Annotated in this window: 13 protein-coding genes and 1 pseudogene; 9 read left to right on the forward strand and 5 right to left on the reverse strand. The window is 72.1% G+C overall.

The features are described from left to right. Genes SLINC_RS37705 through SLINC_RS37730 form a run of 6 tightly spaced genes read left to right on the forward strand, consistent with a single transcriptional unit; the run spans nucleotide 1 to nucleotide 6,102 of the window. Nucleotides 1-942: a carbohydrate ABC transporter permease gene (locus SLINC_RS37705; protein ID WP_067442914.1), complete on the forward strand. Its 942-nt coding sequence runs from the start codon at nucleotides 1-3 to the stop codon at nucleotides 940-942. Continuing rightward, complete coding sequence (locus SLINC_RS37710) at nucleotides 939-1,775, forward strand: carbohydrate ABC transporter permease (protein WP_067442915.1); 837 nt, start codon at nucleotides 939-941, stop codon at nucleotides 1,773-1,775. Before SLINC_RS37705 ends, SLINC_RS37710 begins: the two co-directional genes overlap by 4 nt. Nucleotides 1,776-1,815: 40 nt before the next feature. Then, nucleotides 1,816-2,985 carry an ROK family transcriptional regulator gene (locus SLINC_RS37715; RefSeq protein WP_067442916.1) on the forward strand — a complete coding sequence of 390 codons (1,170 nt, stop codon included), beginning with the start codon at nucleotides 1,816-1,818 and terminating at the stop codon, nucleotides 2,983-2,985. A gap of 56 nt (nucleotides 2,986-3,041) precedes the next feature. Continuing rightward, nucleotides 3,042-4,562, forward strand: coding sequence for a GMC oxidoreductase (locus tag SLINC_RS37720; RefSeq protein ID WP_182449328.1), 1,521 nt, complete (start codon nucleotides 3,042-3,044; stop codon nucleotides 4,560-4,562). Beyond that, nucleotides 4,559-5,170 (forward strand): nucleoside deaminase, encoded by a 612-nt coding sequence (locus tag SLINC_RS37725; protein ID WP_067442918.1) that lies wholly within the window; start codon nucleotides 4,559-4,561, stop codon nucleotides 5,168-5,170. Before SLINC_RS37720 ends, SLINC_RS37725 begins: the two co-directional genes overlap by 4 nt. Next, a complete protein-coding gene (locus SLINC_RS37730) occupies nucleotides 5,167-6,102 on the forward strand; it encodes a sugar phosphate isomerase/epimerase family protein (RefSeq protein ID WP_067442919.1) in 936 nt (311 codons plus the stop codon). Before SLINC_RS37725 ends, SLINC_RS37730 begins: the two co-directional genes overlap by 4 nt. Before the next feature lie 15 nt (nucleotides 6,103-6,117). Here SLINC_RS37730 and SLINC_RS37735 read toward each other — a convergent pair whose 3' ends face one another. Further along, entirely contained in the window at nucleotides 6,118-7,413 is a 1,296-nt protein-coding gene (locus SLINC_RS37735) for an MFS transporter (RefSeq protein ID WP_067442920.1), read from the reverse strand. 171 nt (nucleotides 7,414-7,584) lie between these two features. Here SLINC_RS37735 and SLINC_RS37740 point away from each other — a divergent pair, with 171 nt between their 5' ends. After that, complete coding sequence (locus SLINC_RS37740; RefSeq protein ID WP_067442921.1) at nucleotides 7,585-9,636, forward strand: phosphocholine-specific phospholipase C; 2,052 nt, start codon at nucleotides 7,585-7,587, stop codon at nucleotides 9,634-9,636. Between the two features lie 63 nt (nucleotides 9,637-9,699). Further along, nucleotides 9,700-10,545 (forward strand): LURP-one-related family protein, encoded by an 846-nt coding sequence (locus SLINC_RS37745; protein WP_067442922.1) that lies wholly within the window; start codon nucleotides 9,700-9,702, stop codon nucleotides 10,543-10,545. 12 nt (nucleotides 10,546-10,557) lie between these two features. Here the strand turns inward: SLINC_RS37745 and SLINC_RS37750 are convergent, their stop codons facing one another. Together SLINC_RS37750 and SLINC_RS37755 are read right to left on the reverse strand one after the other, a co-directional pair. Beyond that, nucleotides 10,558-11,517 (reverse strand): DMT family protein, encoded by a 960-nt coding sequence (locus SLINC_RS37750; protein WP_067442923.1) that lies wholly within the window; start codon nucleotides 11,515-11,517, stop codon nucleotides 10,558-10,560. Beyond that, nucleotides 11,514-12,362, reverse strand: coding sequence for a phosphatase PAP2 family protein (locus tag SLINC_RS37755; RefSeq protein ID WP_067442924.1), 849 nt, complete (start codon nucleotides 12,360-12,362; stop codon nucleotides 11,514-11,516). The genes SLINC_RS37750 and SLINC_RS37755 overlap by 4 nt, the downstream gene beginning before the upstream one ends. A gap of 207 nt (nucleotides 12,363-12,569) precedes the next feature. Here SLINC_RS37755 and SLINC_RS37760 point away from each other — a divergent pair, with 207 nt between their 5' ends. Beyond that, the gene (locus SLINC_RS37760) at nucleotides 12,570-13,184 is read left to right on the forward strand and encodes a TetR/AcrR family transcriptional regulator (protein WP_067442925.1); all 615 of its coding nucleotides are present in this window, start codon (nucleotides 12,570-12,572) and stop codon (nucleotides 13,182-13,184) included. A 151-nt stretch (nucleotides 13,185-13,335) separates the two neighbouring features. On the opposite strand, the gene SLINC_RS37765 is transcribed toward SLINC_RS37760, so the two are convergent. Then, entirely contained in the window at nucleotides 13,336-14,427 is a 1,092-nt protein-coding gene (locus SLINC_RS37765; protein WP_067442926.1) for a DUF2510 domain-containing protein, read from the reverse strand. A gap of 126 nt (nucleotides 14,428-14,553) precedes the next feature. Continuing rightward, a pseudogene (locus tag SLINC_RS37770) lies at nucleotides 14,554-15,027 on the reverse strand (anhydro-N-acetylmuramic acid kinase); the annotation flags it as partial. Nucleotides 15,028-15,082 lie beyond the last annotated feature (55 nt).

The following is a 15,082-nucleotide window of genomic DNA, read 5'->3' on the forward strand; positions in this document are numbered from 1 at the left end:
ATGACCACCACCCTCGCCCCGGCCACCCGGGAGACCACCGCGACGACGAAAGCGGCCCCGCGCACGGCCGCCCGCACCCGTCGCACCGCCGTCGCCTGGCTGTTCCTCGCCCCGTTCACCCTCCTCTTCCTGCTCTACACGGCGATCCCCGCCGTCGCCGCCCTCGGCTTCAGCCTCACCGACCTGCGCGGCGCGGATCTGCGCACCCCGCTCGCGGTGAACTTCACCGGTCTCGACAACTACCTGCGGCTCTTCCAGGACGACAGCTTCCTGCGGGACATCGGCAACACGGCCCTCTTCGTCGCCGCCGGTGTGCCGCTGACCATGGGCGTCGGGTTCACCCTGGCCCTCGCGCTCGACTCCGGCATCCAGCGGCTGCGCGGCGCCCTGCGCACGGTCTTCTTCGCACCCGTCGTCACCAATGTGGTGGCGGCCGCGCTGATCTGGCAGTACGCCTTCCATCCGGACGGCACCGTCAACCAGGCGCTCGCAGCCGTCGGCCTCGCCGGACCGAACTGGCTGGACGACCCGGACCTCGCCATGCCGGTCGTCGTCCTGCTCGGCGTCTGGCGCAACTTCGGCACCGCGATGGTGCTGTTCCTCGCCGGCCTCCAGGCGATCCCGCGGGACGTGTACGAGGCCGCCGCCCTCGACGGGGCCGGCCGGTGGCGCCAACTGCGGTACATCACCTTGCCGTTGCTGCTCCCGACCACCCTCATGGTCTCGGTCCTGCTGACCGTCTTCTACCTCCAGGTGTTCGACGAGCCGTATCTCCTCACGGACGGCGGCCCGCTCGGCTCCACGGAGTCGGTCGCGCTGTACACCTACCACCAGTTCGGGGCAGGCCAGTTCGGGATGTCCTCCGCCGCGTCCTTCGTGATGCTGGTGCTGGTGGCCGTCGTGAGCGTCGTCCAGTTCAGGCTGCTGAGGTCCCGCACATGACCGCGCTCACGCCGACCACGCTGAAACGCCCCGCCCTGTACGGCGCGTTGATCCTCTGCGCCCTGCTCACCGTGCTCCCCTTCGCCTGGGGCGTGAGCGGTTCGCTGCGCGGTCTCGACGAGATCCGCTCCGACCCCGGCGCCCTGCTCCCGCACCACCCCACCCTCGGCAACTTCACCCGGCTGTTCGAGACCCAGGGCTTCGGCCGCTTCGCGCTCAACAGCCTCGTGGTCGCGGCGATGGTGGTCGCCGGGAACATCGCGGCCGCGTCGGCCGCCGGCTACGCCCTCGCCAAGCTCGACTTCGCGGGCCGACGGCTCGCGTTCGGCACGGTCATGGCGGCCCTGATGGTGCCGTTCACCGCCGTGTTCGTCACGCAGTTCGTCATCACCGTCGACCTGGGGCTCGCCGACACCCTCGCGGGGATCGCCCTGCCCGGCGCGGCCCTGCCGATGTCGGTGTTCATCATGCGCCAGTACGCCCTGTCGGTCCCCGACGAACTCCTCGAAGCGGCCCGCATCGACGGCGCGGGAGAGTTCCGGATCTTCTTCGGGATCTTCCTGCCGCTGGCCGGTCCCGCCGTCGCCACCATCACGATCATGTCGTTCCTCACCTCGTGGAACAACTTCGTCTGGCCGCTGATCGTCGCCCAGAGCATGTCCACCTACACCCTCCCGGTCGGCCTCGCCGCCACCAGCCAGGCGGCGGCCCACGTCACCGACTACGGCCTGCTGCTCGCCGGCGCGATCGTCGTCATGCTGCCGGTGCTCGTGCTCTTCCTGTGCCTTCAGCGGTACTTCGTGCAGGGCATCGCGGGGACGGGGATGCGATGAGCACGACGCTCACCGTCCTGACCCGGGCCACGGCGCGGCCATGCTGACGGCGGGGATGAACCAGAGTGCCGTACGACGGGTCAACACCTCCGTCGTCCTGCGGGCCCTGGCGGTGTCGGCCGGGCCGCGGAAGCTGACCGGACTCGCCGAGCAGACGGGCCTGTCCCGCCGTACGATCGAGCTGATCCTGGACTCGCTGGTCGAGGCCGGATGGGTGGCCGAGCTGGACCGCGTCCCCCTCGGCGGCTCGGCCGGACGCCCCGCCCGCCGCTACGAACTGCGCGCCGAGCACGCCCTGTTGGCCTCGGTCCGGATCACCACCGTGGACGTGTCGGCGGTCGTCGCCGACGTGCGCGGCCGCGTCCTGGGCCGGGCACAGCGCCCCTTGCGCGCCTACCAGGACCCGGCGGCCACGCTCGACGACGCGGCCGAACTGGTCCTGGCCGCCCTCGACGACGCCGGCGGAGCACCGGACCGGCTGCGGGCCGGCTCGATCGCGGCCGGCGGCGCCATCGACGACGAGGGAGTCGTACGGCGCCTGGTGCACACCACCCGCTGGGAGGGCGTCCACCTGCCCGACGAACTCGCCCGGCGCCTGCCGGTGCCCTGGTTCGCCGACAACGACACCAACCTCGGTGCGCTGGCGGAGCGTTGGCGCGGAGTGGCCGCCGACCACGACAACGTCGTCTGGGCCGTGCTCGGCAACCGCACCGGCCTCGGCATCCTCATCCGGGGAGACGTGCACCGCGGGCTCGACGGGGCCGCGGGCGAGATCGTCGAGGCGCGCTCGATCCCCGCCGGGTCGGTCGAGGACCGGCCGGTCGCCTGGCTCACCTCGCCCCTGCCGGACCGGCGTGCCGTCGCCCTCGCCCGGTACGAGGCCGCCCGCACCGGCGACGCGGACGCGCTCGCCGAGGTGGCGGAGTTCGTGGCGAACATCGCCTCCATCCTCACCACCCTGTCCTGGACGGTCGCCCCGTCGCTCATCGTGCTCGGCGGCGGCCTGGAGGACGCGGCCGACGTCCTGCTGCCCCGGGTACGCGCCGCGCTGCGCGCCGCCCGCACCCCGGCGGTCGAACTGCGGGCCACGGCCCTGGGCCACGACGCCCCGCTCGTCGGCGGCGTCAGACTCGCCCTCGACCGGATGGACACCGAGCTGTTCGGCCCGCTGGTGACCCCCCACACCTCACGCTCACGGAGCCTTACTTGACGCACACCCCCCGCACCGCCCTCCGCACCGACGTCCTGGTCGTGGGCAGCGGCATCATGGGGTCCCTCGTGGCCCGACTGCTGCGCGACACCGATCCGGCGCTGCGTATCACCGTGGCCGACGGCGGCACCGCCATCGGACCGGCCCCCGGCGTGCACCTGCACGACGTGGACGATCCGGCCCTGTGGTCGCGCTACAACGAGCGGGTCGGCACCGGCATCCAGGGCCTGTACACCGGAGCCGAGGTCGTGCGCGAGGCCGGCGACGACCTCACCGCCCTGACCCCGGGCATGTTCCACGCGCTCGCCTTCGGCGAGGACGCCGAGGCGATGCCCGCGGCGGCCCTCGCGTGGAACGCGGGCGGCATGGGCGTGCACTGGACCGCCGCCACCCCTTGGCCCGCCGGGGACGAGGTGTTCGACCACGATGACCCGGACCGCTGGGCCGCCGACCTGGACATCGCCTCCCGGCTGCTCGCGGTCGCACCCCGCGCCATCGGCCCGACCGAGGTCGGCCGGACCGTACTCGACGTCCTGCGCCGCCGCTACGACGGCCTCGGACCGGAGGACCGACGCCCGCGCCCCATGCCCATGGCGGTCACCACGACCGCCTCCGGCCCTCTGCCCCGCACCGCCCCCGGGACGATCTTCCCCGCGCTCGCGACGGGCGGCGACCCGGCCTTCACCCTGCTGACCGGCACCCTCGTCACCTCCCTCGTCCACGGCGGCGGCCGGGTCACCGGCGCCCGGCTGCGCCGCGTCCGCGACGGCGCCGAGTGGGACGTCCACGCGGACACCGTCGTGGTCTGCGCCGACGCGCTGCGCACCCCGCAGCTGCTGTTCGCCTCCGGTATCCGCCCCGAGGCCCTGGGCCGCGGGCTCAACGAACACGCCTTCGTCAGCGCCCGCGTCCTGCTCGACCTCGACCGGTTCGGCTTCGGCCCGGACGACCTGCCCCTGCCGCGCCCCGGCGAGTTCTGCACCGACTCGCTCTGGCTGCCGCACAACGGCCCGGTGCAGCCCTTCCACGGCCAGATCATGAACCGCACCTACGTCGACGCCGCCGGCCGCCCCCTCGCGCACTCCGTGGGCCTCTCGCTGTACGTGCCCGTCGAGTCCCGTCCCGAGAACCGGCTGGTGTTCTCGCCCACCGAGACCGACCTCGCCGGGATGCCCAGGATCCGCGTCGAGTTCGCCCGCTCCGACACCGACCGCGCGCTGATCCGCCGGGCGCTCGACGAAGTGCGGTCCCTGGCCGAGGAGTTCGGCCCGTTCGACCCCGCGACCGAGTGCGCGCTGCTGCCGCCGGGTTCGTCCCTCCACCTGACGGGTACCGTCCGCTGCGGCCCCACGGACGACGGCACCGCTGTGTGCGACCCGGACGGCCGGGTCTGGGGCTTCGACAACCTGTATCTCGCGGGCAACGGAGTCGTTCCCACCGCGATGGCCGCCAACGTCACCCTGACCGGCGCCGTCACCGCGGTACGGGCCGCCCGTGCCGTCACCGAGGGCGCCGTACGCCCCGCCCGCCCCGCACCCGACAGCGCGCTCGTCGCGCAGGGAGAGGTCCGACCGTGATCGACATCGCCAGGGAGTACCACGTGGCGCTGCCCGCGTGGATCGACGACGAACTCGCCGGCACACCCGGTGTCCTGCCCGACCGCGACGACCGGATGCGCCTGGTGCACCGCCTCGCCGACCGCAACTGGCGCGAGGGTGACGGCGGTCCGTTCGCGGCCCTCGTCGCCGAGCGCGAAAGCGGCCGTATCGTCTCCGTCGGCGTGAACGTCGTCCTCACCTCCGGCGTCTCCAGCGCGCACGCCGAGGTCGTCGCCCTCGGCCTGGCACAGACCGCGCTGGGCGGCTGGGATCTCGGCGGCGAGGGCCTGCCGGACCACGAGCTGGTCGTCAACTGGCGTCCGTGCGTGCAGTGTTACGGCGCCACGATGTGGTCCGGGGTACGCGGCCTGGTGGTCGCCGGCGAGGGACCGGAACTGGAGGAGATCACCACCTTCGACGAGGGCCCGCTCGGCGCGGACTGGGCCGAACAGTTCGAGGCACGCGGTATCGACGTCGTCCACGACGTGCTGCGCGACGAGGCACTCGCCGTGTTCCGCGCCTACCGCAAGGCGGTCGACACCGAGGACGGGGTCGTCGTCTACAACGCCCGGGGAGGCTCCGCGTGAGCCCGCGCTTCGCGACCGACGTCATCACCTTCTACCACCCGGGCTTCTGGGGCCTGGACTCCACCGAAGCGGTGCGCGAGCTGGCGGTCCGGGACGCGAGGGGCTTCTGGGAACGGATCATGGACACCCTGGCGGCCACCGAGGTCACCGGCATCGAGCTGACCTTCGCTCCCGGGGACGTCGCCTCGGCCCTGCGCGCCCACGGCAGTCCCGCCGCCTTCCGCCGCGCGCTCGACGCCCGGGGCCTGTCCGTCGTCAGCGCCTTCGTCGCGGGCGACGACGCCCCCGACTGGCGGCAGGGCGACAATCTGCCGGCGATCGTCGCCGACGCCGAGCGGCGCGCCGCGTTCCTCGCCGAGGCGGGCGCCGAACTCCTCGTCACCGGGCTCCCCATGCGGACGACCTTCGGCACGCGCCCGCCCTTCTTCGTCGACGCCGCCTACATGAGCCGCATGGCCGACATCGCCCACACGGTCGGCGAGGCCGTCTCCCGGCACGGTGTGAAGCTCGCCTTCCACACCGAGTCCCACAGCACCCTCTGGTACGAGCGGGACATCGACCTCTTCATGACCCTCACCGACCCCCGCTACGTCTGGCTCTGCCCCGACTCCTGCCACATCACCCTCGCCGGCGGCGACCCGGCCGCCGTCGCCCGCCGCCACACCCCCCGTATCGCCCTGTCCCACTGGAAGGACGCCACCGCCCCGATCGACACCCACCTCACCGTCGACGCCACGATCTACGCCCGACAGCAGCCCTACATGACCGAACTGGGCACCGGCATCGTCGACTGGCAGGCCTGGGCCGACGCGATGTCCCGCACGCCGGGCGCGGACACGGTCCTCATAGAGCTGGACGAGGCCCCCGATCCGGTCGCCGCACTGCGCGCGGGGACGGCACTGGCGAAGAAGGCGCTGAGCGGCGCCCCCTGAGGGGTTCCGGCACCGTCAGCGGCGCAGCTCCACCCGCGAAGTCTCCGGCAACCGCAGATAGACCACCGACGACCCCAGACACAGCGCGGCCACATACCAGGGGAACAACCCGGCATGGCCCATGTCCTTGAGCAGCGTCCCCACATACGGCGCCGTCCCCCCGAACAGCGCCACCGTCAGCGAATACGGAAACCCGATCCCCGCCGCCCGCACCCGCGGCGGAAACACCTCCGCGTTGACGGCCGCGCTGATGGACGTGAAGCCGGTGAGCAACACCATGCCCGCGCACTGCACCAGCAGCAGCACCACGAACGAGCCGTTCAGCAGGCCGAGCAGCGGCACGCACAGCACCGCGAACCCCAACCCGAAGAACAGCAGCAGCGGCCGCCGCCCGAACCGGTCCGACAGCAACCCGCCGACCGGCTGGAGCAGCCCGAAGAACGCGAGCGAGATCGTGCCCGCGAGCAGCGCGTCCGACTTGTCCACGCCCGCGTTGAGCTCGGCGTACGTCGGCAGATACGACGTCCAGGTGTAGTAGGCGATCGTGCCGCCCGCGGTGATCCCGCAGATCAGCAGCGACTCACGGGGGTGCCGGCGCACGGCCTCCAGCAGCCCGGGGCGCGGGCCCCGGCGCTGTTCCTCGCTCCGGGTCTCCTGCGCACCCTGCCGGATCCAGAAGCCGACCAGGCTGAGCACCGCCCCGAGGACGAAGGGGATCCGCCAGCCCCAGCCGTTCATCTGCCCGTCGCTCAGTGTGTCCACGAGCAGGGTGGCGATGCCGGACGCAAGGAGCTGCCCGGCGGTCGTCGACACGTACTGGAAGCTGGAGAACAGCCCGCGCCGGCCCGGACCGGCCGACTCCACCAGGAACGTGGTCGACGCCGCGAACTCGCCGCCCACGGACAGCCCCTGGAGCAACCGAGCCACGACCAGCACCACGGGTGCGAGCACACCGGCCGCCGCGTACGTCGGTGTCAGCCCGACCAGCAGACTGCTGCTGCCCATCAGCAGGATGGTGACCGTCAGCGCGTTCCGCCGCCCGTGCCGGTCCGCGATGGCCCCCATCACCAGCCCGCCGACCGGCCGCATGAAGAACCCGACCGCGAACACCGCGAACGTCGACAGCAACGGCACCAGCGAGTTGTCCGCGCCCTTGGGGAAGACCTGGGCCGCGATGTAGGTGGCCAGGAACGTGTACGCGTACCAGTCGTACCACTCCACGGCGTTGCCCACGGAGGCGGCGAGGAGCTGGCGCACGGGTCGTTTCGTCGGTGGGGGAGGCGAGGAGTCCGCCCGGGTCGTCTCTGTCACGAACGCGACCCTCCCCTGACCACGGACCCGGCACACCTGCCGTACCTCCGACCTTCACATCAACGCCACCAGACCCTTCCGTGACGTTTGGTGCTCTTGGAACACTCGCTTCGCACACAATTCATCATGTTCCGGCCATCCGTACCCCCAGGATGAGAGGCACCCTCCGTCATGCCCGAAGTAAACCGGCGCAGATTCCTCCAACTCGCGGGCGCCACGACCGCGTTCACCGCGCTGTCGAACAGCATCCAGCGGGCCGCCGCCCTCCCGGCCCACCACCGCACGGGGACGATCGAGGATGTCGAGCACATCGTCGTCCTGATGCAGGAGAACCGTTCCTTCGATCACTACTTCGGCTCCCTGCGCGGTGTCCGCGGCTTCGGGGACCCGAGCCCGGTCACGGCGTCGGGAACCAAGCCGGTCTGGTACCAGTCCGACGGCACGAAGGACGTCCTGCCCTTCCGTCCGGACGCCGACGACCTGGGCATGCAGTTCATCCAGGACCTCCCGCACGGCTGGAACGACGGCCACGCCGCCTTCAACGGGGGCAAGTACGACAAATGGGTCCCCTCCAAGGGCTCCACGACCATGGCGTACCTCAATCGCGAGGACATCCCCTTCCACTACGCGCTCGCCGACTCCTTCACCATCTGCGACGCGTACCACTGCTCGTTCATCGGCTCCACCGACCCGAACCGCTACTACATGTGGTCGGGCTACACGGGCAACGACGGCACGGGCGGCGGGCCGGTCCTCGGCAACGACGAGAAGGGGTACGGCTGGACGACCTACCCCGAGCGTCTGGAGAAGGCCGGGATCTCCTGGAAGATCTACCAGGACATCGGCGACGGCCTGGACGCCAAGGGGTCCTGGGGCTGGATCGAGGACGCCTACCGCGGCAACTACGGCGACAACTCGCTGCTCTACTTCAACCAGTACCGCGACGCCCGGCCCGGCGACCCGCTGTACGACAAGGCTCGCACCGGCACGGACTTCACCAAGGGCGAGGGCTACTTCGACCAGCTGAAGGCCGACGTCAAGGGCGGCAAGCTGCCGCAGATCTCCTGGGTCGTCGCCCCCGAGGCCTTCACCGAGCACCCCAACTGGCCCGCCAACTACGGCGCCTGGTACATCGCCCAGGTCCTGGACGCGCTCACCTCCGACCCGGCGGTGTGGGCGAAGACGGCCCTGTTCATCACCTACGACGAGAACGACGGCTTCTTCGACCACGTCGTCCCGCCGTTCCCGCCGGCCTCCGCGGACCAGGGCAGGTCCACGGTCGACGTCGGCCCGGACCTCTTCAAGGGCGACGGCAAGAGCGTGGCCGGTCCCTACGGGCTCGGGCAGCGCGTACCGATGCTTGTCGTCTCCCCGTGGAGCAAGGGCGGTTACGTCTGCTCCGAGACGCTCGACCACACCTCGATCCTCCGCTTCATGGAGCGCCGCTTCGGTGTCCACGAGCCCAACATCTCGCCCTGGCGGCGCGCGATCTGCGGCGACCTGACGGCGGCCTTCGACTTCTCCCGCAAGGACACCGGGCCCGTCGCCCTGCCGGACACCGATGGCTACGAGCCGCCGGACCGCGAGCGCCACCCCGACTACGTGCCCACCCCGCCCGCCCACGCGGCCCTGCCCAAGCAGGAGCCCGGCCTGCGCCGGACCCGCCCACTCGGGTACACCCCGCACGTGGACGCCGCGGTGGACACGGCGGCCGGGAAGCTCACGCTCACCTTCGCCTCGGGCCCCAAGGCGGGCGCCGCGTTCCTGGTGACCTCCGGCAACCGCACCGACGGCCCCTGGAGCTACACCACCGAGGCCGGCAAGACGATCTCGGACACCTGGAACTCGGCGTACTCGAAGGGCTCCTACGATCTGACCGTGCACGGCCCCAACGGGTTCCTGCGCACCTTCGGGGGCGCGAACAAGGCGGCCGGTCCCGAGGTCACCGCCCGCCACCGCGGCGACGACGTCGAGCTCACCCTCACCAACAAGGGCTCCGGCGCGGTGCGGTTGAAGGTCACCGACGGGTACGGCCGCCGGGCCAGGACCTTCACCGTGCGGCCGGGGGCTGTCGTCCGGCATGTCGTCGACCTCGCGGCGAGCGGGCGCTGGTACGACCTGACCGTGGTCTCCGAGTCCGACCCGGCCTTCCTGCGGCGATTCGCCGGACATGTCGAGAACGGGCGCCCCGGCGTGAGCGACCCCCGCGTAATCACCGGGTAAAGCCCCTGTGGGGGCCGCCATCGAGGTGGCCGGATTGCGACGGTCCCGGGGTAGTGTGCCCCGGTGACCACGCATTCGAACACACCTGCAGGCTGGTACCCCGATCCGCACGGGGCGCCCCAGACGCTCCGTTACTGGGACGGCGCGCAGTGGACCCAGCACACCAACAACCAGCAGCAGGCGACCCCGCAGGCCCAGCCGGTGCAGCAGGCGGCCGCGCAGATGCCGCAGCAGGCGGCCGGTCCCGACCCGCGCGTCCAGCGTCAGGTGAACCAGCAGGCCGGGGTCGCGCCGAGCGGCGCCGGCGGCGGCAGCCTGTTCTCCGAGCCGGTGCTGGTGGTGAACCAGAAGGCCAAGCTGATCGAGCTGACCAACGAGTACAAGGTCATGGATCAGAACGGCAACCAGCTGGGGTCGGTCGTCCAGGTCGGGCAGAGCACCTTCCGGAAGATCGTGCGGTTCCTGTACAGCATCGATCAGTTCATGAAGATCAGGCTGGAGATCCGGGACGCGTACGGTCAGCCGGTCATGCTGCTGACCCGGCCGGGGAAGATCTTCAAGTCACGGGTGATCGTGGAGCGCCCGGACGGCTCGCCCGTGGGTGAGATCGTCCAGCAGAACGTCTTCGGCAAGATCAACTTCGCGCTGAACGTCAACGGACAGCAGGTCGGGGCGATCAAGGCGGAGAACTGGCGGGCCTGGAACTTCGCGATCGTCGATCACGCGGAGAACGAGGTCGCCCGGATCACGAAGACGTGGGAGGGGCTGGCCAAGACGATGTTCACGACCGCGGACAACTACGTGCTCCAGATCCACTACCAGCTGCCCGAGCCGCTGTTGAGCCTGGTCGTGGCGACCGCGTTGACCGTTGACACCGCGCTGAAGCAGGACGCGCGCGGATTCGGATGACGGGTCGGCCCCTCAGAGGGGAGCTGTGAGGTGCCCCGGTTCTGTCGGCCGGGGCACTTTCACGTCCCGTAGCGAGGGTTCCAGGGCCAGGACCGCTGCCACCGGGTGCTCGTCGTCGACCTGAGGCGCGGGTGCGGGCGTGGGTGTGGGTGCGGGTGCTGGCACCCGGCTCAGCAGGACCACGCCCCACCCCGCGAGCGCCGCTCCCGCCAGGGCCAGGAGGACGCCCGCCGGGCCGCCGCGCAGCCCCTCGCCGAGGAGGGACAGGCCGATGACCGCCGCGGCGACCGGATTGGCCAGGGTGACCACCGCGAGAGGGGCGCCCAGGCCGCCGCGGTAGGCGGTCTGGGACAGGAGCAGGCCGCCGGCGGCGAAGGCCGCGACCAGAACGGCGACGCCGATGACCTGGACGCTCAGGAGCGAGGCGGAACGATCCGTCGCGGCGACCGTCACCGTCTGGGTGAGCGCCGAGGCCACGCCCGAGGCGAAGCCGGAGGCCGACGCGTGGCGCAGGCCCGGCCGGGTGCCGGGGCGGGCCAGGACGCCGATCAGGGCCGCCGTCACCGCCGCCACGGTCACCGCCTCGGACGTGCTCAGGACGTTCTCGGGTGCCGAGCCGGACGCGACGACGAGGATCGCGGACAGGCCGATCAGGGTGTAGGCGGTGCCCCGCCACTCCGTCGCCCTGACGCGTCGCCCCGCGATCCGCGCGCCCAGGGGCACCGCGGCGACGAGGGTGAGCGCGCCGAGCGGCTGGACCACGGTGAGCGGTCCGTACTTGAGGGCGACGACGTGCAGCAGCGCTGCCGCCGCGTTGAGCAGGACCGAGCTCCACCAGGCGCCGGAGCCGAGCATCCGCAGCAGGCCCCCGCCGGGGTTGCGGGAGGCCAGCCGTTCCTGGGCGACGGCCGCGGCCGCGTAGGCGACGGCGGAGAAGAGGGACAGGGCGACGGCGAGCAGGGTGGCGTTCATCGGCCCGCTCCCACGAGGGCCTGGTCGTCGGCCTGCTCGCCGGTGGGCGCGAGCTCGTCCGGGGTGCGTCCGGCCGTGGTGGCCGTGCGGTGGGGCGAGCGAAGCGAGAGGAGGGCCCTCCCGGACGAGGTCCGGGGACGGATGACCGCGAGCGCGAGGCCCAAGACGGCCGCCGCCACGATCGCGTCCAGCCAGTAGTGGTTGGCGGTCCCGACGATCACCAGCAGGGTCAGCAGCGGGTGCAGCAGCCACAGCCAGCGCAGGCGGGTGCGGGTCGCCACGATCAGGCCGATCGCCACCATCAGCGCCCACCCGAAGTGCAGCGAGGGCATCGCCGCGAACTGGTTGGAGAGGTGGTCGGTCTGCGGCGGGCCGTACACGGAGGGGCCGTAGACGCGGGCGGTGTCGACGAGTCCGACGGCGGCCAGCATCCGGGGCGGGGCGAGCGGGAACACCAGGTGCACCACCAGCGCGGTGGCGGTGACCACGGCCAGCACCCGGCGGGCCCACACGTAGTGCGCCGGGCGCCGCAGGTACAGCCAGACCAGGAAGGCCACCGTGGCCGGGAAGTGCACGGTGGCGTAGTAGGTGTTCGCGATGTGCACCAGGGTGTCGCCGTGCAGCAGCACGGACTGCACCGACCCCTCGCCGGGCAGATGGAGCGTCCGTTCCCAGTCCCACACGCGGTGCGCGTTGCGGAACGCCTCGGCGGTGTGGCCCGTGGCGAGCTGTCGGCCGAATTTGTAGACGAGGAAGAGCCCTGCGACAAGCAGGAGCTCACGGACGATCGGCGGTCGCGCTACAGCGGCCGGCTTCTCTTCTGAAGGCTCGGTGCGGGCATTCATCCCCCGGCCCTTTCGCTGACGGTGGTGCGTGCGGTGGTTCGGACTGAGCTTGTGACTCTCCGGGTACGCGAAACTCATCGATACGAATGCGTTCCGATACGCCAGTGTACCGATACGGTCGGGTACCGGTACACTTCCGTATCGATAGACATACGCCACACTGGAATGCGAGCCCCTGGCCGCAGGGGCAGCGAGGAGAGAGAGCCGATGACGTCGCAGGCCGCGGACGGACCGGTCACGGTCGCCGCCTCGCGCCGCTCCAAGATCTCGCGCGAGCGTGAGCAGGAGTTCTTCGACGCCGTCCTCGAACAGATCAAGGAGTGCGGATACGAGTCCGTCACCATGGAGGGCGTCGCCGCCAGTACGCGGTGCAGCAAGTCCACCCTCTACCGGCAGTGGAAGACCAAACCGCAGTTCGTGGTGGCCGCCCTGCGCTCCCGCCGGCAGTCGCGTCTGGCCGGGATCGACACCGGATCACTCGCCGAGGACCTGCGGGAGGCGGCCCGGGCCACGGCCCGGTGGTCGACGACGGACACCAAGCTCCTCCAGGCGCTCGGCCATGCCGTGACCCAGGACGCGGAACTCGCGCAGGCGCTGCGCGAGGCGCTCGTGAACCCGGAGATCGCCGCGCTGCGGGAGATCCTGCGGCGCGGGGTCGAGCGGGGGGAGATCGCCGCCGGACATCCGGCGCTGGAGTACATCCCCGCGCAGATGTTCGGTGTCGTGCGGGCCCGGCCCGTCGTGGACGGGGCCTACGCCGACCAGGAGTACCTGGTCCGCTTCGTGGACGCGGTCGTGCTGCCCGCGCTCGGCCTCACCTGAGACCAGGCCGCCGCTTCCGGCCCGACCGGACGGCGACCTGCCCGCGCCGCACCGTGGGGACGGGGGCGGCGCGCACCCCCCCGGCCGGGTGGGGCTCCTCTTGAGCGGAGAGGAACCCCACCCGGCCGACTCGCGTCCCGGGGGCGCGAGGTCACACGTCCTGGCCGCTGCCGCCGCCCTGTGCCGCCTTGATGCCCTTGGTGATGTCGTCGATGACCGTCTGCGACTCCCCGACGTCGACCCCGAAGCGGACGACGACGATCTGCTGGGGGTTCGCGGGGGAGGGGAAGGCGAGCGACTGGACGTAGCCGTCGGAGCCCTGCTTGGTGACCGCCTTCCAGCGGACCAGGTAGCCCTTCTGCCCGGCGACGGTGACCGCCTTGGAGGCCAGTACGTCGTGCGAGGTGATCCCGCCGTAGCCCTCGACTCCGTAGGACTCCTCGGCGGCGGCGGAGATGTCCGCCTTCGCGACCGCCTCGGGCGTGGCCCCCTTGGCGCCGAGCGCCAGCGCGGGCGCCGAGTAGGCGCCGCCCTTGGTGCAGGTCTGGGAGGTGTCGGCCGGGCACTTGTAGGAGGCGTTCGAGGTGACCGAGGCGCCGACCGAGATCTCCTGGCCGTACCAGTCCTTCGGGATGGGCAGGCTGATCCCGTCGACCGCGTCGGTCACCGAACCGCTCTCGATCTTCGGCGCCGGTGAGCCCTCGGGCGCGGGCGACTGACCGCCCGTACCGCCGCCGGGGCCGCCCTGCCCGCCGTCGTCGCCCTGGCCGCCCGAGTTGCCGCCGGGTCCGCCCTGGCCTCCGGTGCCGCCCCGACCGTCCGGTCCCGGCTGCGCGTTGGAGGTGTCGCTGCTGTTGTCGTCGCCGCCGGCCAGGGCGTACACGCCCACGCCTATGCAGGCCAGGACGACGACGGCCGCGCCCACGGCGATGCCCGTACGCAGCCCGCGCCGCGGGCTCGCCGGAGGCTGCGCGGGATACGCCGGATAGTCCGGATACCCGGGGGCCCCGGGATACGCCCCGCCGGGATGGCCCTGGCCGGGATACCCCTGGCCCGGTTGTGTCTCGGTCCCCGCCTGCTGCGCCCCGTCGGCCGGCTGCGCCGGGGGACCCCATGCGGCGGCCGAACCCGCCGGCCGGGTCCGGTCCGTCCATGCCTCGCCGTCCCACCACCGTTCGGTGGCGGGAGCGTCACTTGTCTGCCCCGGATCGGGGTACCAGCCGGGAGGAGTCGCCTGCGTCATGTCCCCACCGTATGAGTCCTCCGTGAAAGAGGCATGAGAGCGAGCACACCGGATCGAGCCGTTCCGGGGCGCGCCGGCCCGGGAACGCGCCGGCACCTTCCAGTACGAGCCGCGGGGACGCCGCGTTCACTTGAGGACGAGCCGTACCGGGCGCTCCCGCGCGGGCGGCGGCAGCCGCAGCCCGTCCCGGCCTGGGGTGAGGGAACCGAGCACGCTCGCGTGCCGGGCCCCGGTGCTCGCGGGCTCGGTGCCCGGCAGCCCGTGCGCCGTCAGGAACCCCAGCACGGCGAACGCGTACGCCTCCTTCGCCGCCGACGGCAGCCCCGGTTCGTCGGAGGTCCGCAGCGCCACTCCCGGCAGCTCGCGGCCCAATGCGCCCATCAGGACGGGATTGCGGACCCCGCCGCCCGAGGCGATCACCTCCGTGGCGCCCACCGCTCGCACCGCGTCGGCGACCGTCCGGGCCGTCAGTGCCGTCAGGGTCGCTACCACGTCCTCGGCGGGCAGCGTGCCCGCCCCGGCCGGCGCGTCGCGCAGGTGGCCGAGATGGAACAGCTCCTTGCCGGTCGTCTTGGGCGCGGGCAGCGCGTAGTACGGCTCGGGCGTCCCCCAGCGCAGGTCGTGGGCACCGGGCGTCGACCGCCCGTACCCGATG

The sequence above is a fragment of the Streptomyces lincolnensis genome (assembly GCF_001685355.1).
Taxonomy (GTDB): Bacteria; Actinomycetota; Actinomycetes; order Streptomycetales; family Streptomycetaceae; genus Streptomyces; species Streptomyces lincolnensis.

What these genes read in the sequence shown, in the direction of transcription:
- SLINC_RS37705 (WP_067442914.1), top strand. Translation starts at nt 1, where the DNA reads ATGACCACCACCCTCGCCCCGGCCACCCGGGAGACCACCGCGACGACG.
- SLINC_RS37710 (WP_067442915.1), top strand. Translation starts at nt 939, where the DNA reads ATGACCGCGCTCACGCCGACCACGCTGAAACGCCCCGCCCTGTACGGC.
- SLINC_RS37715 (WP_067442916.1), top strand. Translation starts at nt 1,816, where the DNA reads ATGCTGACGGCGGGGATGAACCAGAGTGCCGTACGACGGGTCAACACC.
- SLINC_RS37720 (WP_182449328.1), top strand. Translation starts at nt 3,042, where the DNA reads ATGGGGTCCCTCGTGGCCCGACTGCTGCGCGACACCGATCCGGCGCTG.
- SLINC_RS37740 (WP_067442921.1), top strand. Translation starts at nt 7,585, where the DNA reads ATGCCCGAAGTAAACCGGCGCAGATTCCTCCAACTCGCGGGCGCCACG.
- SLINC_RS37750 (WP_067442923.1), bottom strand. Translation starts at nt 11,517, where the DNA reads ATGAACGCCACCCTGCTCGCCGTCGCCCTGTCCCTCTTCTCCGCCGTC.
- SLINC_RS37755 (WP_067442924.1), bottom strand. Translation starts at nt 12,362, where the DNA reads ATGAATGCCCGCACCGAGCCTTCAGAAGAGAAGCCGGCCGCTGTAGCG.
- SLINC_RS37760 (WP_067442925.1), top strand. Translation starts at nt 12,570, where the DNA reads ATGACGTCGCAGGCCGCGGACGGACCGGTCACGGTCGCCGCCTCGCGC.
- SLINC_RS37765 (WP_067442926.1), bottom strand. Translation starts at nt 14,427, where the DNA reads ATGACGCAGGCGACTCCTCCCGGCTGGTACCCCGATCCGGGGCAGACA.